Annotated in this window: 18 protein-coding genes; 3 read left to right on the forward strand and 15 right to left on the reverse strand. The window is 45.8% G+C overall.

The window, feature by feature from the left end; genetic code table 11:
• The first annotated feature begins 201 nt into the window (after nucleotides 1–201).
• The 3 genes from A8C56_RS18615 to A8C56_RS18625 all read left to right on the forward strand — a co-directional run bounded on the left by A8C56_RS18615 (nucleotide 202) and on the right by A8C56_RS18625 (nucleotide 3,038).
• Nucleotides 202–855, forward strand: a complete 654-nt coding sequence (locus A8C56_RS18615; protein ID WP_067759403.1) for an NADPH-dependent F420 reductase — start codon at nucleotides 202–204, stop codon at nucleotides 853–855.
• A gap of 81 nt (nucleotides 856–936) precedes the next feature.
• Nucleotides 937–1,536, forward strand: a complete 600-nt coding sequence (locus A8C56_RS18620; protein ID WP_067762267.1) for a UbiX family flavin prenyltransferase — start codon at nucleotides 937–939, stop codon at nucleotides 1,534–1,536.
• Nucleotides 1,537–1,544: 8 nt separating this feature from the next.
• Nucleotides 1,545–3,038 carry a UbiD family decarboxylase gene (locus A8C56_RS18625; RefSeq protein WP_067759405.1) on the forward strand — a complete coding sequence of 498 codons (1,494 nt, stop codon included), beginning with the start codon at nucleotides 1,545–1,547 and terminating at the stop codon, nucleotides 3,036–3,038.
• A 271-nt stretch (nucleotides 3,039–3,309) separates the two neighbouring features.
• Here A8C56_RS18625 and A8C56_RS18630 read toward each other — a convergent pair whose 3' ends face one another.
• From A8C56_RS18630 to A8C56_RS18700, 15 genes are all read right to left on the reverse strand, one after another.
• Nucleotides 3,310–4,152: a cyanophycinase gene (locus A8C56_RS18630; protein WP_084490281.1), complete on the reverse strand. Its 843-nt coding sequence runs from the start codon at nucleotides 4,150–4,152 to the stop codon at nucleotides 3,310–3,312.
• A 2-nt stretch (nucleotides 4,153–4,154) separates the two neighbouring features.
• Nucleotides 4,155–5,186 (reverse strand): isoaspartyl peptidase/L-asparaginase family protein, encoded by a 1,032-nt coding sequence (locus tag A8C56_RS18635; protein ID WP_084490282.1) that lies wholly within the window; start codon nucleotides 5,184–5,186, stop codon nucleotides 4,155–4,157.
• A 21-nt stretch (nucleotides 5,187–5,207) separates the two neighbouring features.
• Nucleotides 5,208–6,278, reverse strand: a complete 1,071-nt coding sequence (locus A8C56_RS18640) for a cyanophycinase (protein ID WP_067759410.1) — start codon at nucleotides 6,276–6,278, stop codon at nucleotides 5,208–5,210.
• Nucleotides 6,279–6,280: 2 nt separating this feature from the next.
• Nucleotides 6,281–7,678, reverse strand: a complete 1,398-nt coding sequence (locus tag A8C56_RS18645) for a RagB/SusD family nutrient uptake outer membrane protein (protein WP_067759413.1) — start codon at nucleotides 7,676–7,678, stop codon at nucleotides 6,281–6,283.
• Between the two features lie 10 nt (nucleotides 7,679–7,688).
• Complete coding sequence (locus tag A8C56_RS18650) at nucleotides 7,689–10,796, reverse strand: SusC/RagA family TonB-linked outer membrane protein (protein WP_067759415.1); 3,108 nt, start codon at nucleotides 10,794–10,796, stop codon at nucleotides 7,689–7,691.
• Nucleotides 10,797–10,957: 161 nt separating this feature from the next.
• Nucleotides 10,958–11,995, reverse strand: coding sequence for a FecR family protein (locus tag A8C56_RS18655; RefSeq protein ID WP_067759417.1), 1,038 nt, complete (start codon nucleotides 11,993–11,995; stop codon nucleotides 10,958–10,960).
• 13 nt (nucleotides 11,996–12,008) lie between these two features.
• The gene (locus A8C56_RS18660; protein ID WP_067759419.1) at nucleotides 12,009–12,548 is read right to left on the reverse strand and encodes an RNA polymerase sigma factor; all 540 of its coding nucleotides are present in this window, start codon (nucleotides 12,546–12,548) and stop codon (nucleotides 12,009–12,011) included.
• 359 nt (nucleotides 12,549–12,907) lie between these two features.
• Nucleotides 12,908–13,684 carry a hypothetical protein gene (locus A8C56_RS18665; protein ID WP_157098035.1) on the reverse strand — a complete coding sequence of 259 codons (777 nt, stop codon included), beginning with the start codon at nucleotides 13,682–13,684 and terminating at the stop codon, nucleotides 12,908–12,910.
• Between the two features lie 51 nt (nucleotides 13,685–13,735).
• Nucleotides 13,736–16,159 (reverse strand): TonB-dependent receptor, encoded by a 2,424-nt coding sequence (locus A8C56_RS18670; protein ID WP_067759424.1) that lies wholly within the window; start codon nucleotides 16,157–16,159, stop codon nucleotides 13,736–13,738.
• Between the two features lie 130 nt (nucleotides 16,160–16,289).
• Nucleotides 16,290–16,742 (reverse strand): Fur family transcriptional regulator, encoded by a 453-nt coding sequence (locus tag A8C56_RS18675; RefSeq protein ID WP_067759427.1) that lies wholly within the window; start codon nucleotides 16,740–16,742, stop codon nucleotides 16,290–16,292.
• A gap of 301 nt (nucleotides 16,743–17,043) precedes the next feature.
• Nucleotides 17,044–18,366: a sugar porter family MFS transporter gene (locus A8C56_RS18680; protein ID WP_067759430.1), complete on the reverse strand. Its 1,323-nt coding sequence runs from the start codon at nucleotides 18,364–18,366 to the stop codon at nucleotides 17,044–17,046.
• Nucleotides 18,363–19,127 (reverse strand): L-ribulose-5-phosphate 4-epimerase AraD, encoded by a 765-nt coding sequence (gene araD, locus A8C56_RS18685; RefSeq protein WP_067759433.1) that lies wholly within the window; start codon nucleotides 19,125–19,127, stop codon nucleotides 18,363–18,365. Before araD ends, A8C56_RS18680 begins: the two co-directional genes overlap by 4 nt.
• 252 nt (nucleotides 19,128–19,379) lie before the next feature.
• Entirely contained in the window at nucleotides 19,380–21,587 is a 2,208-nt protein-coding gene (locus tag A8C56_RS18690; RefSeq protein ID WP_157098036.1) for a glycoside hydrolase family 31 protein, read from the reverse strand.
• A gap of 13 nt (nucleotides 21,588–21,600) precedes the next feature.
• Complete coding sequence (locus A8C56_RS18695) at nucleotides 21,601–23,058, reverse strand: glycosyl hydrolase family protein (RefSeq protein WP_067759436.1); 1,458 nt, start codon at nucleotides 23,056–23,058, stop codon at nucleotides 21,601–21,603.
• 100 nt (nucleotides 23,059–23,158) lie between these two features.
• Nucleotides 23,159–24,784 carry an aldehyde dehydrogenase (NADP(+)) gene (locus A8C56_RS18700; protein ID WP_067759439.1) on the reverse strand — a complete coding sequence of 542 codons (1,626 nt, stop codon included), beginning with the start codon at nucleotides 24,782–24,784 and terminating at the stop codon, nucleotides 23,159–23,161.
• Nucleotides 24,785–24,820: the final 36 nt, after the last annotated feature.

The following is a 24,820-nucleotide window of genomic DNA, read 5'->3' on the forward strand; positions in this document are numbered from 1 at the left end:
AAAATTGACAGTTATTGCTGACCGAAGATACCCTATTTATTTTTGCTACTGAAAAAAGTATAGCTCTGTTTAAAATCAGAGTATGTAAACTACATCGTTTTGCTGTTCCGGGAACTATCCCGTAAGCTGACCCGCTCTTAATGAAAGGGTCGTCAGGTCATTACAGGAATCAGAAAATTCATCACATTAAAAAGCATAAAAATGAAAAAAATAGGAATATTGGGAACAGGAATAGTAGGAAGCACCATCGGTTCAAAGCTTACAGCATTAGGCTACGAGGTAAAAATGGGCTCAAGAACTGCCAACAATACCAAAGCCGCAGAGTGGGTAAAAGCCAATGGCAAAAGCGCCACACAGGGCACATTTGCCGATGCGGCAGCTTATGGTGAAATTATTTTTAACTGCACAAAAGGCGCATATTCGCCTGAAGCGATAAAAATTGCCGGCGCGGCAACACTTGCAGGAAAAATATTAATTGACATCAGTAATCCGCTGGATTTTTCAAAGGGGATGCCGCCAACGCTTATACCTGCGCTTTCCAATACCCATTCCTTGGGCGAAGCCATTCAACAACTACTTCCCCAAACCAGCGTGGTAAAAACATTGAATATTGTAAACTGTGAAGTAATGGTAGATGCGGCTAAATGTGGTGGCGACGCTACAATGTTCCTGGCGGGAAATGACAGCAGCTCAAAAAAGGAAGCGGAGTTAATATTGAAACAATTTGGCTGGAAGGATATTATTGACCTGGGTAATATTACACATTCCCGCAGTACGGAAATGATGCTGCTGATATGGCTAAGTACCACTATGGTTACTAAAAACAGATACATCGGGTTTAAAATACTCCGGTAACAAGTATACTAAAAATAACTTTAATGACAGGAGCAAATGCCGGAATCACAAGACCATCTGTTCAAAAGAACCAGCAAGACAATGGATAAACATTCACAAAACCGACCGGATCGGAAGCGGCGTATTATTATCGGAATCAGCGGGGCAACCGGTATTATTTATGGCATCCGGTTGTTACAGGTATTAAAAGAAATAGCCATTGAAACACATCTGGTGATTACCAAACCCGGAGAAATGACCCGATCCTTTGAAACAGAAATTTCATCCGAAGCGTTAAAGAATCTTGCAGATTTCAGTTATAACGTTCAGGATATTGGAGCTGCGATCTCCAGTGGCTCCTTTAAAACAATGGGAATGATCGTGGCTCCGTGCTCAGTAAGAACACTATCTGAAATAGCAACCGGAGCTACCGGCAACCTTCTTACGCGCGCAGCAGATGTTGTTTTAAAAGAAAGGAGGAAACTGGTGCTCCTGGTTCGTGAAACGCCCCTGCATGCCGGGCATCTGAAAAGCATGCTTGCGGTAACAGAAAACGGAGGCATCATTGCTCCCCCGGTTCCGGCATTTTATAATAAGCCCGGATCAGTAAACGACATCGTTGATTACACAGTTGGCCGGACGCTTGACTTATTTGATCTGGAAGTTCCGGGTATGTTCCGGTGGAAAGAAAAAACTGAATAAACTTAAAAATGAAACATTTAAAAAGCCTTAGAGCATTTATTGAAGCCCTGAAACAAATAGGTGAAGTACAGGAAATCGACGAGGAAGTTGACTGGGATCTGGAGATGAGCGCCATTACAAGGCGAAGCATGGACCTGAGAGCTCCTATGCCTGTTTTTAACAAAATAAAAAATATCGCTGGTTTTCGTGCATTGGGAGCGCCCGGAGGTTTGTCAGCAAAAAAAAGCTATAAATACAGCAGGGTAAATATTGCTTTGGGAGTGGAAGCAGATGCATCCCCCTTAGAAGTGATCGAAAAACTGGTGGCAGCAAGAAAAAGGGACCTGATCCCACCGGTCATCAGTCAAAACAAAAAGGTTCCCTGTAAAGAAAATGTATGGATCGGGGATGATGTAGATCTGTTAAAACTGCCTACCCCTAAAATTCATATGAAAGACGGCGGCAGGTATCTGCAGACTTTTGGGTTGAACATTGTAACAACGCCTGATGGAAGCTGGACGAACTGGTCCATAAACCGGATGATGCTGATTGATAAAACAAGACTGGCCTGTTTGATCCCACCGAATCAGCACCTCGGAATGATCCATGCGAAATGGAAAGAAAAAGGAGCGCCCACACCTGTTGCTATTGCGTTGGGGGTAGAACCTGGTCTCCCCTACGTGGGCGGCATGCCTGTTCCGGAAAATGTGGATGAGGCCGCCTATCTGGGTGCCTATTTCAATGAACCGCTTGAATTGGTCAGGGCAGAAACAGTGAATATCCTTGTGCCTGCCACGGCAGAAATAATCATAGAAGGGCACATTTCTCACATAGATGTATACGAAGAAGGCCCGATGGACGAATATCCGGGTTATGTAGGCGATGAAGGTTCACCAAAACCCGTCCTGCATGTCAGTGCAATCACTTACAGAGACAATGCCATTTTACCATTTGCGGTTGCGGGCACACCTGTTGATGAAAATCATACGGGCTGGGGATTACCCCATGCTGCAGAAACGCTTTACCTGCTCCGTTCATCAGGATTGCCTGTTTCAATGTGCTGGATAGTATTGGAAAGTGCCAACCATTGGATGGTAGTAGCGGTCCGTAAAGACTGGCACGAAATAACAAACCTGTCTTCAAAAGAAGTTGCTGAAGCAATCGGGAATGTTGTATTTCATTCCAAAGCGGGATTTGGCATCGCAAAAATTATTCTGTTAGAGGATGATATCGATGTCACCAATCCGGAAGAAGTAATATGGGCGTTCGCAAGCCGCGCACATCCGTATCACAGTGAAATATATTTTTCTGAACAGGCGCAAAATATTTTACCTGTTTTTCTTGAACCGACAGAAAAGCAAAGATTTAAAGTAACTAAAGTTATTTATAATTGTCTTTTAGCGGATCGGTTTGACAGGGACAAACGCCCTGTGCGTTCGGACTTTAATAATGCATGGCCTGCATCCCTTCAGGAAAAAGTATTACAGAATTGGAAAAATTATGGGTACAGCGATGAAGGGTAATTCAGGGTTATATTCCGGCAATCTATAAGGTAACAATTAATGCAATCAGGGTGACAATAGTATATCAGTAAGTTTGTGTTTTCTGTTCCAATTCACATGCGGGAATAACGCCGAATTATTCAATAAGCCCTATCATTTTATCTCCGGAATCTTCTATCCGTCACAATTTCAAACTTTAAATTGTCTTTTACACATTTTTGATGCATTTGTCATGGCATCCTGCCAACCGGAGGATTACACATACAAATGCAGAAAATACCGGGACTGGCCTCTACGGAAGAATATCAAATGTTTGCCCGCTTGTATAAATACCCAGCCGGATATTTTTAGAGGCCAGCCGGCCCCCGGAAGACACTTTTACCGGCTCTTCCGCTATCAACCGCAGCACCTGGCTTTCTCCCACTACGGTTGCCTTATTGCCTTTTACAATGATAGCTGTTGACTCGTCTATCCCTACTCCATAATACCCGGGATAAGCCGCCAATGCAGACAGTAGGCGGTTATAGCGGCTGCGTTTTATAAAATGCTGATCGATGATCGTATGCTGCAACAATCCCAGCCCTTCGGAAAACTCAATATTAGCCGGAAGCAGCTTATCAAAAGTTTCCTTATAAACCGTATCCTTTAACTGGCGGCCCGTGATCATATATCTGCTCATCACTGCTGCACCGGCGCTGGTGCCTGCAATGGTGCTTCCGTTCTTAAATGCAGCATGTATGGACTCATAGACCGGGGTATTTTTAACAACGGCCATAAACCGGTTCTGGTCGCCTCCTAAAATATAAATAAGCCGCGCATTGCGCAAAGAATCAACACCGCTTTTATCCGCAACATTGCGCTTCCTGAAATCAAATAACAGTACAGGAGCGTTTGTAAATTTTTCCAGTTCCTCTTTGATATACTTATACCCGGTATCCGGCAGTTCGCTGGCCATGGGCAGAACCACTATATAATCCTTCTTATGAAGCCCGGCTGTAGTTACAAGGCTTTTAATTAAGGCATCGCCGCGGGAGCCACCTCCTATAATAAATAAGCAGCCTTTACCGGCAGGCTGCTGGCTATACGCCTGAACAGCCAGCAGGAGCACCAGGATCAAACTATTCAGCAACCTCATTCTCAATTTTTATAGATCTGTACTTCAATTTTACCATCGGCCGTTACAGCACCCCTGTACATACCTTCAGTATTGAAAGGCATGGCCATATTTCCATTCTTATCCAGGATGATCAGGCCCCCATCACCGCCCATTGCGCCCACATTGTCCAGTACTTCTTTTGAAGCCTGTTCAATGGAATAGCCCTTATACGCGATCAGGTCACAAATCGTTTTGGCTACCACATTCCTGATGAAAAACTCTCCCCAGCCGGTACAGGAAATACCTGCCGTGCGGTTATCGCAATACGTACCGGCTCCTATGATTGGAGAATCGCCCACCCGTCCGTATTTTTTGTTGGTCATACCACCGGTAGAAGTACCTGCCGCCAGGTTGCCAGCATTGTCCAAAGCCACACAACCAACTGTACCAAACTTATAATCCCTGTTGATGGTGCCCAGTTTGGAAGTGGTTTTGCTGTTGTGGTCCAATACGGCTTTTACTGAATCTTCTTTAATAGCTTCCTGCAATCCCTTCCACCGTTCCTTTGTCCAGAAATATTTAGGGTCTACGATGGTAAGCCCCGCTTCTTTTGCAAAAATTTCCGCGCCTTTACCCACCATCATTACATGCTCCGATCTGTCCATTACCGCCCTTGCGGCAGTGATCGGGTTCCTGATAGTGGTAACACCTGCCACGGCACCTGCTTTCAGGGTTTTACCATCCATGATGGAAGCATCCAACTCATTTCTTCCATCGTGTGTGAACACAGCGCCCTTTCCGGCATTGAACAAAGGATTGTCTTCCAGTACATGAATGGCTGCTTCCACCGCATCCAGGCTGGCACCCCCGTTTTTAATGACGTTATACCCCGCCTGTAATGCCTGTGTAAGCGCTTCTGTATATGCTTTTTCTTTTTCAGCGGTCATGTTCTTTTTTAAAATGGTGCCGGCGCCGCCATGCACTACGAGAACATATTTTTTATTTTGCGCATGAACTGCAGCACAGAAAAAAATCGTAAGGATCAGCAGAATGCTTTTAAAATTATAAATCATATACAAGAGAATTAAACCGGACTATAATTGTTTTTTAAATAAGACTCCATTTGCTATATACCAATAATACCAGGTGCCTCCGGAAAAAGAATCCACATCAAAGCTAACTGTATTTACCGAGCCTGCGCCACTGTTGCTCCCGGTTATTTCGTAAACACGTACCGCTTTTTCGTTATCAGACCAGGTAACTTTCTGACCAACCTGAAACTGCTCAGGTTTTTTCGAACTATCAGTCAGTAAAAAGTACGCTTTTGATGAACCGAAAATCTTAGCTGTTCCTTCTTTATCAATGCAAACGGCAGTACGCTCATCAACGGCAATCCCTTTGGCCGCAACCGACCAGTCTTTCATGATCCTGCCCAGGAACGTCATCGTTCTGCCCTCCCTGCTCCTTGTAAGGAAGTGTTGGTCCGTAATCACATTTTTCAACTGGCCCGATTGAATAAAATCAGAATTGTATAACGTAATATTTACATTATACGGATTATTTAATGCTTCCTCTGAAGTTACCCCGCCTGTTTCCCCGCTGTAATACAGGTTGCCCAGTATGGCACAGCCTGCGGAGGTTCCTCCCACAGGCGTTTTTTTTTCATTTAACAGATAGTTGATCGCTGCTTCGGTTTTGGTACCCTTCCAGTATTCCCGGTATTTTGACTGATCTCCACCGGCAATAAAAAGCATTTCCGCATTCCTGATGATGCGCGCTATGGCATCATTGTCAGCCAGTTCCCGGCTGTTGATCAATAAGGTTTCAACAGAGTTAACAGCGCCCAGCTTGTACACATAAGGATTATAGGCATCTGTTCCGGACGCGCGGATGATCACTACATCGCCGCCGCCGCTTCTGTCAATCATCCATTTAAAAGCTGCGTCTACATCTGTACCACCGCCCATCAGCACCATGCCGCCCCCCGTACTTTTTATTACATCCGCTGTATCCCCTACCAGCCCCAAGGACCCGGGTCTTTGGGGCGTTTGTGCGCCACCTCCGGCTGGCGGAGGATTTGGGCTGCCGGTACTACTGTCTTTACCGCAGGCCAGCGTATGCCAGCAGGTAAGTATTATTATAAAAGGAAATAAATGCTTCATCATCCTCAATAACCGGGATTTTGTTTCGTTGCTTTATTGATCAATACCTCAGTTGCAGGAACAGGAAATGCATATTGTGCCGCTGTTGGCGCCAGTGTTACCGCACCAGAGGCATTTACTGCGTCTTCAGGCAACCGCTGAACGCTCAATCCTCTGCGCCTTAAGTCGTAAAACCGGTGACCTTCAAAAGCAAGCTCTTTAAACCGTTCCTCCATAATAGCCGTAATCAACGCTTCTTTACCTGCAAAAGCAGCATTTGTATAATTACGGATGCGTTGTGCTCTTAATGCATTTAAAGTGGCTGCACCATCCGCCCAGTTACTTCCTTCTGCCTGCGCTTCTGCTTTTATAAGATACACCTCGCCGGTGCGGAATAGTTTAATATCTGTTAACCCCGGAGCTGAAGCCGTTCCCCCGATGTATTTACTGACGCGGTATTTTGATTTGAGACCGGTCCTGGACGGATCGTATGTGATATAGGCCTTTGCCCTGACATCATTGGTGGTATCAAATAAATGGATCAATTTAAAGGCAGGTGCGTACAATACAATTCCGCCCTGTTCCCTGTAATAAAAACCTCCGACCCGTGAACCGGTTGTTCCCACTCTTTTTGCTTTCCAGATGACTTCATTGTCATTGGCATCCGTCCAGATGCCGGGAAACTGGCTTTTAGAGGCCAACGGCTGTGCATCAATGACCTCATTGGCATAGGTAACGGCTTCGCTCCATTTCTTTTCGTATAAAGCGATCCTTGCCTGGAGAGCAGCAACCGCAGCCCTAGTGATCCGCGTTTTATCATTGAAAGATGCAGGGATCAGGTCTTTTGCTGCCGACAGGTCTGCCTTAGCATCCGCAATCACTACTTCAAAATTATCCCTGGCAGGATAGCCGATCGCTGAGGCTTTCATATAAGGCACACCCATTGCGCCGCTTTCGTAGGCGGAAGCATATGCTCTCAGCAGCTCAAAATGAAAATAGGCCCTTAATGCTAAAAGTTCTCCTTTGTACTGGTTTGCAAGCGGGGCATCCGCATTGCTGATCGTTAGTTTTTCTAACCCTTCCAGGGTCCTGTTCACCCGGTCAATAGCCGTATAGCCCGTATAGTAAAAAGACGTGACAGAGCCGCTGCTGGGCGTATACAACCACCGGAACGCATCGCTGTTGCCTACTGTATTTTCCGTTGGGTACATGGCTTCATCAGAAACCGTACTATTCAGGCTGATCTGATCATAATCCACCAGGGCATATACGCCTATCAAACCCATATTTACATCAGACACATTTCTGAATGCCTTGGAAGGATCTATGACATCGGTCGGCTTCAGGTCTAATTTAGTACAGGAAGCGGCTGCAAAAATTGTAAACAGTACTATATAGATATTAACAGTTGTTTTATTGATCATCACTTGTTCTTTAAAGGTTCATGTTTAATCCAAAAGTGTAAGTACGTGCATTAGGATACTGGAAGCGTCCGTAAACACTGTTGTTTTCAGGGTCCAGCCCTCTCCAGGAGGTCCAGGTATATAAATTTTCAGCCTGTACAAACACTTTCACATCCGTAAAGAATTTTGTGGGTGCCAGCAGCTGTTTGGGCAGCGTGTAGGACAGCACTATATTTCTTAATCTTAAAAAGGAAGCATCCTGAATATCTTTGGATGTAAAATTTCTTGGAATATCAAACCGTTGCAGGATGGCATTATCGCCAGGCTTTTTCCAGCGGTCGTACAGCATGCGTACGGATTGGTTGCTGGTTGCATAGCGCTGGTTCTCGTTATAAAAATCTTCATTGTTCCATCGCATCACATCATCAACAAACGAAAACAGGCTGCTCAGGCTAATGCCTTTCCAGGAAACCGAAGTGCCAAACCCACCTGTAAACTTTGGATATAAACTGCCGGATCTGGTAGTGCTTTGCTCTGCTGCATTATAGGTGGTGGTAATGGTCCCGTCAAGATTATAATACCGGGCTTCACCGGTTTGAGGGTTAACGCCTGCCCATTGCGGGGCATAATAGGTTCCATAAGGATATCCCACTTTAAAGATCCTTGTATCCCCATCTAACAGCTCATCTGCAAGCGGGGTAAGGTGCAGTATTTTATTTTTATTATAGGCGGCGTTTACAAAAAGGCTCCATACCAGGTCTTTGTTCTTTATCACATCCCCGCTTAACGCAAATTCAATACCCCTGTTCTGCATTTTCCCGGTGCTTAACGGCAATGTTGAAAAACCGGAGGTGGCCGACAGGGGCTGATCAAAAAACATATTGAATGTTTTGCGGTTATAAAAATCGGCTGTTAACCTTATCCGGTTTGATCTTAACAGGGCTATATCAAAACCCGCATTGAACTCATTTACATACTCCCAGTCATAATCAGGATTTCCGGGGTTTAAAGGCCTGATCCCCGCAACGCCGCCATAAGAAGTAGCAGTAGAGTAAGTTGGGAGGTATTCAAAATCATTGCCGATGGGGCTGGCGGTAATACCGTAGCTGGTACGGATCCTTAAATCCTGTATAAGATCCGATTCTTTGAGGAAGGCTTCGTTCTTTACTGCCCAGTTGGCACCAAACGAATAAAAGCCATGCCATTTGTTTTTGGGCGCTACTCTTGTAGACCCGTCATACCGGTAGCTGCCTGTAAACGTATACCTGTCATTAAACGTATAACGTAAGATGCTCATAAAAGAGGCTAATGCGCTTTTCGTTTTACCACCGCTTACCACTGGCATAAAATCAGGGTTTCCGTTTGTTACACCTGCCGGCGTTTCAGGCAGACGGCCATCCAGGCCAAAACCGGTAAATCCAAAGCTGTTATAGTTATTATAGATGTATTCGTAAATACCGGAGGCCTCAATTTCATGCACCTGATTAAAGGTATTTTTATAGGTGATACCGGAAGTGGACACTAAACTAAAATTCCTCCTGGTGCCTTCATCCAGTCTCCCCTTGCCTCCTACTGTGTTTGAATTGTTTCTTGAACCATAGTAAGAGTCCGGATTAATGTAACGTTGATCAGTTGAGTTCCGGTAATCAATACCGGCCCGCGTAAATAATTTTAAGACCGGCAGGAGGTCATAGTTAAGATTGGCGCCTATAATCGTTTTCAACTGGTCTGTTTTGTCGGAAGAGTTGAGCAGCCGCTCCAATGCCTGGCTTCCCTCCCGCTGATCGAGTATAAAATAAGAAGACTCATTGCCGGGGTGCACCAAGGTACCATCCGGCGCGTAAGGGTATTCATAAGGAAGCGCATAATAAACAGCAGACATTGCTGTGCCGGCGCTTGTAGAGCCTTCTCCTTCCGTAAAGGACGATTTGGAGTAGCCGATGGCCACATTTAAGCCGCCTGATAATTTTTTGTCTTTAAAATCAACATTGCTCCGCAGCGTAAACCGGTCCAAGCCTGTTCGTTTTGCTATACCCTGCTGACTGTAGTAATTTAAAGAATTATAGAACCGCACCTTTTCATTGCCCCCGCTGAGCCCTACCTGCTGTTCAATAAATTTTCCTTTTTGAAAAAAGAAATCCCGCCAGTCTATATTTACTTTTTTCAAACTATCCAGGATATGATCTGCCCTGTCCCTGAAGGCCTGCGTACCGGAAATATAGTCGGGGTTTTGGGGGGAATAGGTCCAGCCGGGCCCCAGGTTTCTGCCATAGTCTGCTCCTATCTCCTCTTCAAACTGAAGCCGCTGCGCTGTATTCATCATGGTAAAGCGGGGGCTGGTAAAGTTGGAAAAACCGTATTGGGAATTGTACTGCACGTTTATTTTTCCTGCCTTACCCTTTTTAGTGGTAATAACAATTACACCGTTTGAGCCCCTTGATCCATAAAGCGCTTTTGCAGAAGCATCTTTTAATACCGTAACCTTTTCTATATCCTCCGCATTGAGGGTCTGGAGATAATTACCTTCAATAGGAACACCATCCAGCACATATAAAGGCATTGAAGAACCATTAATACTGCCGATGCCGCGTATCACCACTGCAGCTGACTGACCCGGCTGGCCGGAGGAAGATATAACGCTCATGCCCGGTACCCGCCCCTGCAATATCTGATCCAGCGTGAGCGCCGGAACATTATTGATCTTATCAGCTGTAACAACCGTGGCTGCATTCGTGGAGTTTTGCCTGGAATAACTGGTATAACCTGTAATGACCACATCCTGTAAAGAGGTTGAATCTTTCGTAAGCTTTACCATTATTGAGGTATTACCCTGCCGGGCCAGCGTATAACCTGTAATGGTACGCTCCTCATAACCGATATGGGTGAACGTAAACCTGTATTTGCCTTCGGGGTTAATACCGGAAAATGAAAAGGCTCCGGAACTATCCGTTACTGTGCTGTAAGCATATTTTGTATTGACCGTATTATGGGCTTTTACTGTTACCCCATCCAGGGGCTCCCCTTCAGCATTGGTAACCATACCGTTAACAGAAACAAGCGCCTGACTTGTTCCGGCAATGGAAAATAAGCAGCAGCCCAGCATACACAGTAAGCAGGTTTTAATCAATTTTCTTTTCATTAAACAAACATAATTTTAGAAGAATGACATCTTTTCTCATATTATTTATACGCAATCAGCAGGGGCTACCCCCTATTCTTCTTTATATTTTTTCAAAAAAATAGATATGCCCTGTTATAAATGAAAGGACTTAACCGGGAAAGGCACTACCGCGGTCATTTTTATTTCCGGGATACCTGGTAATCTTTGTCAGAAATTTTTACCAGCTTCAGGTTATTGATCTGGGCAATATTCTGCAGCAATTTCTCTACAGACTCCTGCCGGGAGTAATCTGCTATTATATGAATCGCTTCCAGATCCTTTGCTGTATAGGTGATGCGTACATCAAAAACGTCTGCAATTTTATCAAAAGCCTCTTTGAGAGGCACGTTTTTAAAGGAGATGGTTCCTTTTAGTGCTGCCTGTTGCTTCTCCGGCTGCCGCGGCCTGGAAGATTCCTGTTTTGCCGGCTGCAACAGGGATACTGTAAACCTGTTTTGATTGGTCTTAAATACGATCTGGCGGTTGGGCGTCAAAAAATACTGCGGCGGATTGACCTGATCTTTATTCCATACCACCACTTTTCCTTCATACAACCGTACCGTAACCTTTTCTTTTTCTGCTTTTATTTTAAACCGGGTGCCCAGCGCTTTTGTGGCTATATTGCCGGCCCAAACAACAAATGGCCTTGCGGTATCTCCGGCCACTTTAAAGTCTGCCTCTCCTTCAATAAAGACCTGCCGTTCTTTTAAGCCGGAATTGTTTATGTATGTAATGCAGCTGTTATTGTAAAGGATTATGGCTGTATGATCCGGCAATTGAAGCTGTTCCGGCTTACCGGAACTGTTGGCCTGCTGCATTGTTTGCGGTTCAATGTTAACAACAGCGGCGGAGTCGATTCCGGTGTTTTGTTTTTTTAAAGAAAACACCAGCCAGCCTGCTATGCCTGCAAGAATTAAGAAAGAAAGGATGCCACCTTTTAGTGCCCGTTTCCTGGCTGCGCTCTTTTGAAGCCGACTATGTATCCGGGCAAGCAGTTTCCCGGAAGTAGCGCTGTCTATTAACGAACCGCCGGACTGCCCGGCGGGCAGATCATCGGGCTGCAGGTAGTTATTTAATGCCTCCCTGTTATTTTCAAAGTAGGATAAAACTTCTTCCTCCTGCTCTTTTGAACACTTTCCGGCAAAGAAATCTGCAATTATATCGTCAGGGATCTTCATTATTGATATTTGCTTATAAGCAAACGGATAAAGCCAGTAGTAATACCATATACCAGTACAGTTTAATATGCTTTAATGCATGGGTAATATGGCTTTCTACTGTTTTTATACTGATATTGAGCAGGTTTGAGATCTCTTTGTGCGATAATTCGTCAAAGCGGCTGAGCTCAAAAACCTTTTTCCGTACGGGTGGTAACGTGTTAAGCAGTTTTTCAATCCTTGCCCTCGTATCGTTAAAATTTACTTTATTGGCAACATCATGATTTACGGGCTCGTAAGCCCTGTCTGCCTGAGGCGCCCGGTAAACGGAATTCTTTTTGCTGTATTTTTTCCGCAACTGGTCGATCAGCACTGTTTTGGCAATCTGAAAAACCTGTGTACGCAGCTCAATATGTTCCGGTATTTTTTTCCGGTTGTTCCAGAATTTTATAAAGGTCAGCTGTACAACTTCCTCAGCAAGGTAACTACAGCCTACCTTCTTCTGCACGAAATCATATACTTCAGCATGATATTCATAATAAACAGTATTAAAAATTGCTTCGGGGTTATGCATCCTTATATTCTGGAATAAAAATTAATCACGAATTTATGTATTTATATCATATAGTACCCCGGAAAACCTTGTTTTCGGGGGCAAACACATCTGATAATAACCGGTTATCAAAAATATTATTTTATACAAAAAGCAATTGAAGCACAACAGACCACCGTACGGGCTGTTGCCTTTTATTCATCCATTCTACTATCTCCTGTGGGACTGCCCTGCGGGCAACCTGCTGAGGATTCAGAGTATTCAAAAATGAACTTTCATTCATAGTACTGATGCTCACGCTGGCGGATCCACCCTTATAAGAACAGCACCTGCTTTTGTTAAAGCAGGTACTGTTTTTATAAAGAGAAGGTATTACCGGATCAATTTGTTGTTTGTATCTTCAGATGGAACAAGGTAGCAAAGTCTGTAGCGCCAAAGGGAGCATTGACATCGTTGCTGGCTTTGGAAAAGGCATCATCATACCAGGGATAATTTTTAGTAAATTTATCCTGTATGCCATGCCGTAAATCTACAACCATATCAAAATTTTGTCCTGCTTTTACAATATGAAAATAACCGTTTAAGCCTATCTTCTGGTTCGTAAACCTGGTACCTTTATCTCCGTAGAAATAGCTCAGCCCGCCATGATCGGCAAGTCCGTTAATGTTTGTAAACCCGATGATCTTATCCCCATCGTCATTTGTCTGGTCTACCGGCTTGATGCTGCCGGATGCAACCGGTACAAAGAAGAACTGGTGAATATAGGCACCGGCTTCCTCATTATCTTCTTCGGTATATTCGTCATTACTGATCTTGCCGTCTTCATCGCGGAAGTTGATCTGGAACTGGTAGTCGTGCCCGGCCGACCAGGTAAGCGTAGGCGTCTCTGCCTTCACCGTATCCTTACCGTTAATGGAATAATACTGCCCCAGCGCGTCCACATAATAGGTTTGGGAAGCGCCGTCAGCCGTAAACACAGGAAGCGCACCGGTTGTGTCGGTCAAATGACCCGGTGTTACCACCAGTTCCGTAGAGGAGTAAAATTCCTGCGGAGCCACCTTTTGCCCTACATCGGAGGGGGTTTTTGAACAGGAATTAAACAGCAGGGCGCCTGCCAGGATTGCCGCGCCGGGTAATAAAATGTTTCTCTTTTTCATTTTCATTTGTTTTAGATTACCGTATTATTTATTTTATTTGTTTTCCATTGATCAGAATCTGAAAATGGCATGCAACTGTATGTTCCTGCCGATCTCATCCGTGTAATATCTCCAGCTGTCCAGGTAGTCGCGGTAAGCTTTGTTGAACAGGTTCTCTACCGCCAGGTCAATGGTCAGTGATCTGCTTCCGTTGCCCAGCAGGAATTTAGTTCCGGCGTCCAGCCCCCATAAGCCGTAAGGCCCGGGCGGAAGTGAATAATCGCTGTTGGGCTCGTAGCGCGTTTGCCGCGTTACATACATATAATTCACCTGTAAGAAATTATCTGTCGTTTTTTTGGATGAAGGAATGTTCCATTGCAGGCTGTTGGTATACCTGTCTGCCGGGATAGCGGGCAGGTAAGCCTCTTTGGTATGGTCGTAAGCCCGTATCAAAGCTGCTTTTAATTCGTACTGGAACTGTTTGCCATCATTGCCAAAATTGTATTTGCCGTCAAAATCCAATCCTTTAAAAAAAGCATTCGTTTGCCCGAACCGGAAAATAGGGTAGTAGCCCGTGACCGTTTTTGTAAAGGAGCCGGCCGGGTTCAGGAAGATATAATTCTGTATATACTGAAAATAGAGATTGGTGTAAAATGAAAACCGGGCGCCTGATTTTGTAAGCGTTGTGATCCATTTATAACCATGCTCGCTGCTCAGCGTGCTGTCGCCGTATTCATATTTATTGGCGCCCTGGTTCAGCCCATAGGCATACAATTCTTCCGGATTGGGCGTACGCCATGCCAGGCCCAGGTTAGAGCGCAGGTCCCACAGGTTATTTATCTTCCATAAGCCGCCTGCAATAAAGGAAAAGCTGCCAAAATGCCTGTCTCCTCCATATTCGTGATAAGCACCCCTGAGCGTAGTATACCCATTATAATTCCCCAACTGTTCAGGCGGTATTATATTCCCCAGACTGTCATAATACTGATACAGGAAACGCCGTGAAGAAGCGTTAAATTGCTGGTAGTCGTACCTTGCGCCCGCTTCCAGGTCTATCTTATCATTTAAAGTAAGCCGTTCTATACCAAAGACGCCTGCAGAGTTAGCACTGTAATTGGGTATAAACGGGTTGGAGAGCGTAATGGTATCGTTATAATTGCTTTGCCCCCTCAGGTTAATGCCTGCCGTGGTATGCCATTTTTCCGCAAAGGTTTTTTGCCAGGTACCTTCCAGTGTATTGGTATGCAATATCCAGTCATTAATGGGCAGGGTGCTTCTGTCGCCGCGCCGCCGGTCATACTCCTGCCGGTGGTCAATCTGTAAATTGTAATTGACCTCAAACCGGCTGCCGTCATAGGTATTATAATAAATACCGGCTTTTAATAACCGGTGCAGCACGGTTTGGTAGGGCGCACTGTATTTATAGGAAAAGCTGCCTTCTTCAAAAGGGCCTGTTGATTGCATGCGGGCCTTCAGATCATCAATGCTCCCAATATCAGACGCGAGCGAGATACCGAGGCTTGTCTGGAACTGGCTGTAAAACACCTGCCCGCCGAAATGGGTTCCCTGGTACCCCAGCGCACCGGAGAAGTTCTTTTGTTCCGTTCCGGTATTTTCCAGGAAATAATTTTTTGTACGATAATCACCCAGCTTTACATAAGAGCCCTGAACGCGCCAGGCAAGCCGGGGCGTTTTTTTAAAACTGCTGTTCAGCATTGCCGAGCCTGAACCACCCCGGCCGTTAGAAACGCCATTTATATTTACTTCCCCGTGCAATGCGGGGTCATTGAAAGGCAATGCTGCGGGATCCAACAGTATGACGCCTCCCAATGCTTCTGCCCCGTAGCGCACTGCATCTGCTCCTTTAATTACTGTAATATGCTGCGCAATATTGGGGTCTACTTCCGGCGCATGTTCTATGCCCCATTGCTGCCCTTCCTGCCGGACGCCATTATTGATGACCAGTACCCGGTTGCCGTACAAGCCACCTACTACGGGCTTTGCAATGGTGTTACCTGTTTGCAGCATGTTCACCCCCGGAATCGTTTGCAGCAGGTTGGCAAGGTTGGCGCCGCGCATTTTATCCAGGTCCTGTTCTGTTAATACAGTGGCGGGGGCAATGGCATTTACACCATTGGTTACTTTATATCCCGTTACGGTTACCTGCTCTAAGGTGCCTTCGCCTGGTGTAAGATAAACCGTATCAGCCTCAATCGTATTTTTTGGGAAAAAATGAACATCCAGCCTATTGTATCCTATCAATGAAAACCTTGCATGAAAACTTTTTAACGAAGGCAGATGCAGCACAATCCTCCCACTGTCATCCGCAGCATATTGCCTGGCATTAACTGTTAGCCCGGTAGACGGCAATGGCAAACCGGATGTCCTGTCTCTTATAATAAGAGAAAGGGTGTACCCTGTTTGCTGTGCTTTTGCGGGGAAAAGAACGGATAAAAACAGACTGAATAAAAAGAATTTCACCAATACCCTTGCCATTACAATAATTCAAATAATAAAATGCAACTACGATGCATTTGACAAATGTATACAATAATTGCAACTATGTGTCAAAATTTTTTCTGGTTTTTTAAAGCGGGGAATTGCAGTAAAAATTTAAAAGAATTGTCTACGGATTGATCAATTTTGACTGCCTGCTTTTTTTACATTCATTACAGATGCCGTAAATGAAAGTTTCGGATCTGGTTACGTTTAAATGCGGCGGTAAGCTGATCGGGGGGATGTTTACCCCGTTCAGGTAAAAAGTTTTATTACATTTCTCACATATAAAATGGGAATGCCCGTTCAGTGTTGATGCAGACTGGTCTGCATAGAAAGCATATGCAATACTCAGGTCTGTTGTAGGAACCACGTACAATAGCTTTTTCTTCACAAAAAGCCGGAGCGTTCTGTAGATAGTAGCTTTGTCCAGCTGGCCGTTAAAGATCTTACATAACTTTAGCTGACTGACAGCAACGTTAGTAGCCAGAAAGGTCTCCAGGAGCAGTTTGCGGGAATAGGTAACGGATAATCCCTTATTTTTTAATAAAAGTATCACATTATCATTTGATCGTTCTCCCATTTTGATTCACATGTATGCAACAATGTTGCAAATGTAAACAGATGGTTTGATTCTTCAAAATTCTGTTTGCCGGGGAAAATTCAGGCAGTAACTTATAAAGCTTAAAAAAGGGTGAACGAATTAAACCGCCACCCTTTGTGCTGGTTAACAGCAACTATTTTTTTTAGCTTTTATAGTTTTTTACGGGCTATATTCTTCAGGCTGTATAAAAGGAGCTGATAAATTCTTGCGGTAATATGAATTGATACGGCGAGTCCGGTGCTATTGATCACAATAAGGCACAAAGAGCCGCCTGGGAAATTCATTTTTCATATAGCTCCTCTAACTCCTCAAGTGTTTTACCTTTTGTTTCCCTTAGCATGGTAACGGAGAACAGCGCAGATAATATACACATAGCGGCATAGATAAAGAATGCATAGCCCTGCATTTCTTTTAATAAGATGGGGAAAGTGACTGTAACCAAAAAGTTAGCGACCCACATAACAAAAACAGAAAGGGCCACCCCTTCACTCCTGTATTGATTAGGAAATATTTCCGGAATGAGTACCCAAACAACAGGACCCAGCGAAAAGCCAAAGGAAGCAATAAAGCCCATAATGCAGAACATTACCCAGGATCCTCCGGTATGCTTTGTAACAAAAGTCAGCGCCAAAAAAATAAGGGATATTCCCATGCCAATGGAACCAGCAATCATTAATGGTTTCCGGCCGATCCGGTCAATAAATAAAAAAGCCAGCAGCGAAGCAATCAGATAGACCACGCCAATTATTGCAGTTTGGAATAAAGCGGCGCTTTGACCAAAATCAGCTGCCTTGAAAATAGACGGTGCAAAATACATAATGATGTTTATACCCGTGACCTGCTGAAAAACAGCTAAAAGGCAGCCTACTACAAGGATCTTTAAAATGGTTCCTTTGAACAGCGCGCCCGGTTTAATAGTGGGCGAAGATTTCAAAGAATCCTTTATTTCTGTAATTACGGATTGCGCTACAGCTTTTGTATTCAGCCGTTCAAGTACCAACAGCGCTTCTTTATCCCTTTTCTTTTCCACCAGCCAGCGGGGGCTTTCCGGAACAAAGAACAGGAACACCAGAAAGAGCACTGAAGGGGCAGCCATTATTCCGATCATCCATCTCCAGTTATCGGTTCCGCCCACCTGCTGCAAGGCATAATTGGAAAAGAAGGCAGCGGTTTGACCCAGGATGATCGCAATCAGGTTAAGGGTCAATAGTTTTCCCCTGTGCCTGGCCGGCGATATCTCCGCAATATATACCGGGGCCAGGGTGGAAGCGGCTCCTACAGAAATACCGGCAATCAGCCGGTTTACGATAAACACCATATACGTATTTGAAAAAGCGCAGCCCAAAGAAGAGATAAAAAAAATAACAGCGGCAAACATCAGGGCCTTTTTCCGGCCATATTTTGTACTGATCCTCCCGGAAAGACCACTGCCGATCATACAACCAACCAATATACAGGCAACCGTCCACCCCTTTTGAATTTCATTTAATTCAAATTTCGGCACCAGATACTCAATGACGCCGGAAATGACAGAGGTATCAAATCCAAAAAGAAACCCGCCTGCTGCTGCAACCAGGCATACCAGAACCAAATAAGTTTTCATTTATTATTATTTTTTTTAAGAAAGAATAAAGCAATCGTTTTTACCAGTTCCCCGCCTGGCACTCCTGCTTTAAACCTGGCCGTAACAGGCCCCGCACCATGTTTCCTGAAAAAGTGTTTTTTCAGCAGATCAGGGGAAATGGCTTTTACCCTGTTACCCTCTAAAGCCAGCGTATGAAACGCCATTCGGGCTACTGTTTTCAATACAACGGCATTAAGCACTGCTTCAACAGTATTCCGGCCCCAGGTAAACGGCCCATGGGAGTGAACCAATGCCCCCGGAATCATATCAGAGTTCTTATTCTCAAACTGCTCCACAATTACTTTATCCGTTTCTGATTCATAGCCGGCATGGATCTCACCCGGGATCATAAGACGTGTTACGGGCACTTCATCTGCAAAATAGTCTGCATGTGTTGTTCCTAAAACCGGTATAGGTATTCCGGCCTGCGCAAAAACAGCAGCCCAATGAGAGTGGGTGTGCAGAAGGCTTCGTACGTTCCTGAAACTGCGATACAGGTACAGGTAGGCAGGCGTACAGGACGACGGTTTACGGGTTCCTTCTACCATTTTCCCTGCCTCATCCGGCACTACCATATCCGCTGTCTTCATCGTATCATAAGGCACTCCGGAAGGTTTAATCACCATCAGCCCGGTAGCGCTATCATATGCTGAAACGTTACCCCAGGTAAATGTTACCAATCCGTACTCCGGAAGTAGCCTGTTTGCTTCAAAGACCTCCTGTTGCAATTTTTCCAGCATGTATTTGCCATTTATTATTTAAATGCATGTATAGATTCCCAAACACCATCCGGGGCTGCAATCACTTTTTTGAATAAGGCATATTTTTGATCATCAGTAGTCTTATACGCAGAACGGGGCATTATCCTGTAACCGGGCCTGACCATATTTCCGGCGGCAGCCGTCTGCCAATGGGTGGCAATAGCCACTATTATCTAATCCAACTTTGATACTATCTTAATCGCTTAAAATGCCCCGGGGACGCGCTCCTGGTTATTTGATCACCTCCCATCCGGTAACCTTATACAGGGATCCTTTAAAATTTCCTGAACGCTTGAGCTGAACCCGGCTCCTGTTCCAGGCCAGGCTAACCCAATTGAATGCGCCCCTTTCAAAATTGAAGGTGTGTCCATCATCTTCAAACAACCGGACGGGGGCACCCGGAGTACCGTATATACGACATTTCAAAGCAAAAGTAGTTCGGGGTGTAATGTATTCAACCGGCTTGGCAAGGGGCAGAATCGTTCCGTCTTTAACGAACATAGGTATCTGATCGAGCGACATGCTTATGGCATATTCTTTCCCTCCCTGGTATTTTTTTCCTGTGTTAAAATCATACCAGGTGCCGGCCGGAAGATATACCTTGCGGGATGAAGCACCGTCTATAAACGGGGCGCAAAGAATGGCATCTCCCATCATATACTCATCATCTGTTTTCCATACACCCGGATCGTCCGGATAGTCAAGCACCAAAGCGCGAAACGGAGGCGTGCCATTAAAATGATACCTGGCAAATGCAGCATACAGGTAGGGGATCAGGCGCATCCTCAGCTCAATCAAATTCTTTGCTTTTTGTTCCAGCTCCCTGTAATTAGGTAAAAATTCGCCCCGGTTGTTTTTTTCCCTGTCATACTGGTACCAGGGAAGGTTTTTCAGGAACCAGCAATCCACCACCATTTGCGAAGCCATAACCGTTGTTTGTAACCTACGTATCAGGTCAGCATCGGAGCCGGTTTGCCGTACCTCGGGCGACCAGTTTAAACCTGAGAACCCGGAATTTACGATCATCCGGACAAAATCAGAATGATCATACATATCAGAATAGAGAACAGAACAATAAGGAGCAGCAAAAAGGCCGGAAGCCCTTACATCCAGAAGCGTTCGCCGATTAACTTTCCTGAATTCGTCAGATAATGTTTTCTGGTAAAGCAGTCCAAACAACTGCCGCATCTGTTCCCCGTCAATGCCCGAAGGGAACCGTGCAATGTCCGGAAAGCTCCATTCCCCCTGAGCCTTGTCGTAATAAGCAGCATCACATTCATCCAGTTTGAATGACGCAATACCTTTATCAATAAATGCATTCTTATGATATCCCCCGAAAATATGCCTGGCTTCGGAGGTTACAAAATCCGGAACAGCGCCCTTCCATACAGCATAATCGCCTGAATAAGGAAGGATGCTGTCAAAAATCGGCGAAGTCGGATGCACATAGGCATGCTCCCACAGGTTTAATTTATAATTCATGCCCTGCATTATTTCTAACAAGCTGTCGGGATTTGAAAAATTCTTTTCATTCCATTTGTATGAGCAGGAATAAGCTGCTGACTGCCATCCGGGCTCCAGCCCTAACATGTCACACGGAATATGGTTATTTCGGAAATATCCGGAGAAGTTGATTACCTCAGCAGCAGTAAAATTGCTTTTTGCCCGGTATTTGAGTCCCAGCCCCCAAAGCGGAGGTATGGCTCCGCCACCGGAATACAGATTGTACCGTTCAACAACCTCACGCATTCCCGGGCCTTCAAATACATACAATTCCATTCCTTTGGTCCCATCTGCCAAAATCTCAACATCATCGGAGGGCTCATAGTGCCGGTCATAAAGCGCTGCAGGTGATGATGCGTCTTCACCGGGCCCTTCCTTCAGCGTTTGTTTCAGCGCTACCGATTGTTCCAGCTTATGTTGCGCCCCCATATAGAAAGTAACATAGCGGGAAGTATTTATCAGCAATCCATATCCTTTTGAAGAAATATAGAATGGCATGGGTGCATGACTGAACCCGATGTTGCCGATTGTCCAGCTGTTGGTACGGATATCACGGCGAAGGCCGCGCTGCTCAAAAGTATTTACCTGCAGGCCAAAACCATAGATCCGCTCTGAAGATTCCAGTTTCAGGCGGGCCAACGCCCCTTTTTCGGTCTGGTTAAAAAGAACAGCATCCAAAGCTATTGGTGGTTTATTGGAATCAGGGAGCTTTTTTAAACCTTCCCAACAGGCTTCTTTTTTGAAATCGGCAGGCCGGATCTTTTCCGGAGACCCAAAAGTAACTTTCCATATTCCCGGTCCGACTTTCTCAATACGTCCTGCTTGCGGCACTCCCAAAGCAGCTGTTGTTTTGCTTATTGTTTCCTGCTTCAAAGAGCCGGAAACAGCCCGGGTGCACATGGCGGATAAAAGAATACTAAAAAATAATTTTTTCATAATTAAGGTATAATCAGTATAATGGCAACCGAACAATTACAGCAGAGCTTACCGCCAGGTTTACGTTATACCGGCCATTACGCTCCGTTCCGAGGCTGGTCCATTGTCCCTTCCAGGGCCGGTTGTTTGTGATGGAATCACCACCAAGTGTGATCCCGCTTGTTGCGCCGGCATCGTTACCTGGCGCAGTAAGGAACATAGCAGAAGCTTTTCCGCCTGTAAAACCTTTCGCTGAGATTGTGGCATATACATTACGCGCCCCGGCGCCATGTTCTTTATTAATAATGGTAATGTAAAGATAGCGATTGCCCTTAATCGCATAAGCGGTCAGATTCACTCCGGTGGGATTGGAGATGGTTACAGGTTCTGTGCGCCCGCCGCTCACCAGGTCAAACGCTCTGATGGCATGGGCTTTGGGGTTAGCCAGGAGCTCTCCGGAAGGCCCCTGGTAAATGGTACAGGTTTTTAACCACTGGTTGTTGTGAAAGTTAATGCCGATCAGTCCGCGGGCGGCCTGCCAGTGCATATAGTCCAATGCCCAGAGGGCCGATGACATGGCATTGCTTGCGCCTGCAATGCCGCCCAGGTAATCATTGGCTTCGGTCATCCGGCAGGAAAAACCATATGGTGCCACTTTCTCCCCCGTATGGGCATAGATGTAAGGGTACTCCCCTGTCAGCCATTTGGGAGACAGCATACTGTCGATGGCCTGCTGTGCTGTCAGCGGTACATTATGAACCACCGGCCTGCCCCCGGGATACTGGTGGTGCGTGATCATAGTGATCCGCCCGGAGCCTTTCTCATCCCTGGCAAATTCTTCCGTCCAGTCCCACCCGCCCGAGTCAGGCCCGGCAAACCTGGCGCCGGGAACTGCTTTTAAAATAGTGGCAGCAAAGGTCTTCCAGGCCGCGATGTATTGCCGGTATGTCTTTATTGCACCTACCGGGGCCTCTTTATAAGGCGGACAGTTCGGCTCATTTCCAATAGAAAAGCAGACCAGATAATCCCTGTAATGCGTCCAGATATATTTGGCAGTAAGGGCATCAGCCGTATCGTTGGCATTGAGCAATGGCAGCGAATAGATTACTTTTATTCCGGCAGCCCTGGCAAAACTAAAGACACTGTCAATGGCTGCACGATCATGAGCCGCCTCAGGATAGATATCAACCGTGCCGCCGCCAACGCGAAGGATCCGTATACCGCTGTTGACAAAAAGACGGATCAATTGCCTGTTTGCTGAAGAAAACAGGTATCCTTTCACACCCCGGTGGTTAGGTAAGGCGGCATCTGCCTCAAAACTGATACCTGTAAAATCAGCCGGCACCCTGAACCCGGGTGCATCGCTGACATTTACCTCTACCACTGATGGTGCTGAATGTGCGCCCTGCCCGCTGGCAACAGCCCCTGAAGCTATTAAGATCAATACCGGTAAAGCAAGCCGGGCAAAAAAATCAGGACTCAGTTTTTTCATACCTTTTACGATTAATGATTGCAGGCCTGATAGCAGCACAACACAACAAGCCTGTTCTTCTGCGATTGTATACGATCTGTTTTAAGTGCTGTAATTATTATTATATATCTTTTCCGGATCCCCTGTTTACTTCTACCTGCTGCACCGGATCTTTTGTCCAGTTGCCATCCACCAGGCGAAGTATATTTAACGGATTTGCATTTTGCAGGGCTTCAGGCAGCAAATGATCCGGAAAATCCTGGTACGCTACCGGCCTTACAAAACGATAAATGGCTGCTGTTCCCACCGACGTGGACCGGGCATCTGTTGTGGACGGGAAAGGGCCGCCATGCTGCATGGCATGGCAAACTTCGACACCGGTAGGATACCCCCCATAAATGATGCGGCCGGCCTTCTGAATAATTATATCGGTTACCGGTTTCAGGTCTTCTTCATCTTCCGCTGTAGCATGTATAGTGGCAGTAAGCTGGCCTTCCAGGGATTGCAGCACATTTTTCAGCTCTTCTTCATTTTTACAATGAATAATAAGCGTGGCAGGGCCAAAGACCTCATCAGAGAATTTTTTGTCTGCAAGAAAAATGCGCCCGCTTACAGTACATGCCACCGGCGGTGCCTGATACGGTTCATAACTGCTTTCTTCCGGCGTTGTCAATGAAGTGATCCCAGCAGTATTTTGCCAGGAGGTTACCCCTGCAGAATAGGCGCTGTAAATTGCCTTGCTGAGCATAGTGGCCGGTAATACAGTATTGATACACTTTGCAAACTCTTCCAGAAAACTTTTTGAGGCATTACTTTCCTTCATTATTACCAAACCAGGCTTGGTACAAAATTGACCGGCGCCCATTGTAACGGAACCTGAAAGCCCTTTTGCGATCTTTTCCTTTTGTGTGCGCAGTGCGCCTTCAAATAAAATAACAGGATTCACGGCACTCATTTCAGCATATACAGGTACCGGCTCGGCACGTGTTACCGCTGCATGAAACAACGCCATACCTACCCTTCGCGAACCGGTAAATCCAACCGCTTTTATGCCCGGATGCTGTACCAGTTGTATTGCCTGCTCATGAGAAAGGGACAGCGATGAGAAAATGCCTTCAGGCATTGCTGTTTGCTGTGCAGCCCTGATGATGGCCGACGCCACCAATGCATTGGTACCGGGATGCGAGGGATGGGATTTGACCACCACCGGACAGCCTGCGGCCAATGCAGATGCCGTATCACCGCCGGCTGTGGAAAACGCCAAAGGAAAATTGCCGGCACCGAATACAGCAACCGGTCCAAGAGGAACGAGCATTCTTCTGATGTCTGGCGCCGGTAAAGGCTGGCGCTCCGGCTGCGCCTTATCAATGCGCGCATCCACCCACCAGCCATCCCGTAATAATTTTGCGAAAAGCTGCAACTGGTCACAGGTCCTCTTCCGCTCTCCAGTAAGCCTGCCAACAGGAAGGCCGGTCTCTGCCGAGCATCTTTCTATGAGCACATTCCCCAGATCCATAATTTCCCGGGCAATGGCATCAAGAAATGCTGCCCGCCGGTCATAAGACAGTGCACGGTATGCCTGAAAGGCACGGGCTGCCTCATTTACGGCCCATTGCAGCTCTTTTTCTGTGGCGATCGTAAAGGCTTCCGGCAAATATTCATCCTTAGCGGGGGCAAATGCCCGGAAGGTGCTGCTCCCCGCTGCGCTACTTTTAAATCCTATAAAATTTGCTCCTGTTATATTCATATTATTACCTGTATTGAATCCTATCTTTTAAACAAT

The organism is Niabella ginsenosidivorans, from assembly GCF_001654455.1.
GTDB classification, from domain to species: Bacteria; Bacteroidota; Bacteroidia; order Chitinophagales; family Chitinophagaceae; genus Niabella; species Niabella ginsenosidivorans.

Coding starts and splice junctions, on each gene's coding strand:
- A8C56_RS18615 (WP_067759403.1), top strand. CDS start 202: ATGAAAAAAATAGGAATATTGGGAACAGGAATAGTAGGAAGCACCATC.
- A8C56_RS18620 (WP_067762267.1), top strand. CDS start 937: ATGGATAAACATTCACAAAACCGACCGGATCGGAAGCGGCGTATTATT.
- A8C56_RS18625 (WP_067759405.1), top strand. CDS start 1,545: ATGAAACATTTAAAAAGCCTTAGAGCATTTATTGAAGCCCTGAAACAA.
- A8C56_RS18630 (WP_084490281.1), bottom strand. CDS start 4,152: ATGAGGTTGCTGAATAGTTTGATCCTGGTGCTCCTGCTGGCTGTTCAG.
- A8C56_RS18635 (WP_084490282.1), bottom strand. CDS start 5,186: ATGATTTATAATTTTAAAAGCATTCTGCTGATCCTTACGATTTTTTTC.
- A8C56_RS18640 (WP_067759410.1), bottom strand. CDS start 6,278: ATGATGAAGCATTTATTTCCTTTTATAATAATACTTACCTGCTGGCAT.
- A8C56_RS18645 (WP_067759413.1), bottom strand. CDS start 7,678: ATGATCAATAAAACAACTGTTAATATCTATATAGTACTGTTTACAATT.
- A8C56_RS18650 (WP_067759415.1), bottom strand. CDS start 10,796: ATGAAAAGAAAATTGATTAAAACCTGCTTACTGTGTATGCTGGGCTGC.
- A8C56_RS18655 (WP_067759417.1), bottom strand. CDS start 11,995: ATGAAGATCCCTGACGATATAATTGCAGATTTCTTTGCCGGAAAGTGT.
- A8C56_RS18660 (WP_067759419.1), bottom strand. CDS start 12,548: ATGCATAACCCCGAAGCAATTTTTAATACTGTTTATTATGAATATCAT.
- A8C56_RS18665 (WP_157098035.1), bottom strand. CDS start 13,684: ATGAAAAAGAGAAACATTTTATTACCCGGCGCGGCAATCCTGGCAGGC.
- A8C56_RS18670 (WP_067759424.1), bottom strand. CDS start 16,159: ATGGCAAGGGTATTGGTGAAATTCTTTTTATTCAGTCTGTTTTTATCC.
- A8C56_RS18675 (WP_067759427.1), bottom strand. CDS start 16,742: ATGGGAGAACGATCAAATGATAATGTGATACTTTTATTAAAAAATAAG.
- A8C56_RS18680 (WP_067759430.1), bottom strand. CDS start 18,366: ATGAAAACTTATTTGGTTCTGGTATGCCTGGTTGCAGCAGCAGGCGGG.
- araD (WP_067759433.1), bottom strand. CDS start 19,127: ATGCTGGAAAAATTGCAACAGGAGGTCTTTGAAGCAAACAGGCTACTT.
- A8C56_RS18690 (WP_157098036.1), bottom strand. CDS start 21,587: ATGAAAAAATTATTTTTTAGTATTCTTTTATCCGCCATGTGCACCCGG.
- A8C56_RS18695 (WP_067759436.1), bottom strand. CDS start 23,058: ATGAAAAAACTGAGTCCTGATTTTTTTGCCCGGCTTGCTTTACCGGTA.
- A8C56_RS18700 (WP_067759439.1), bottom strand. CDS start 24,784: ATGAATATAACAGGAGCAAATTTTATAGGATTTAAAAGTAGCGCAGCG.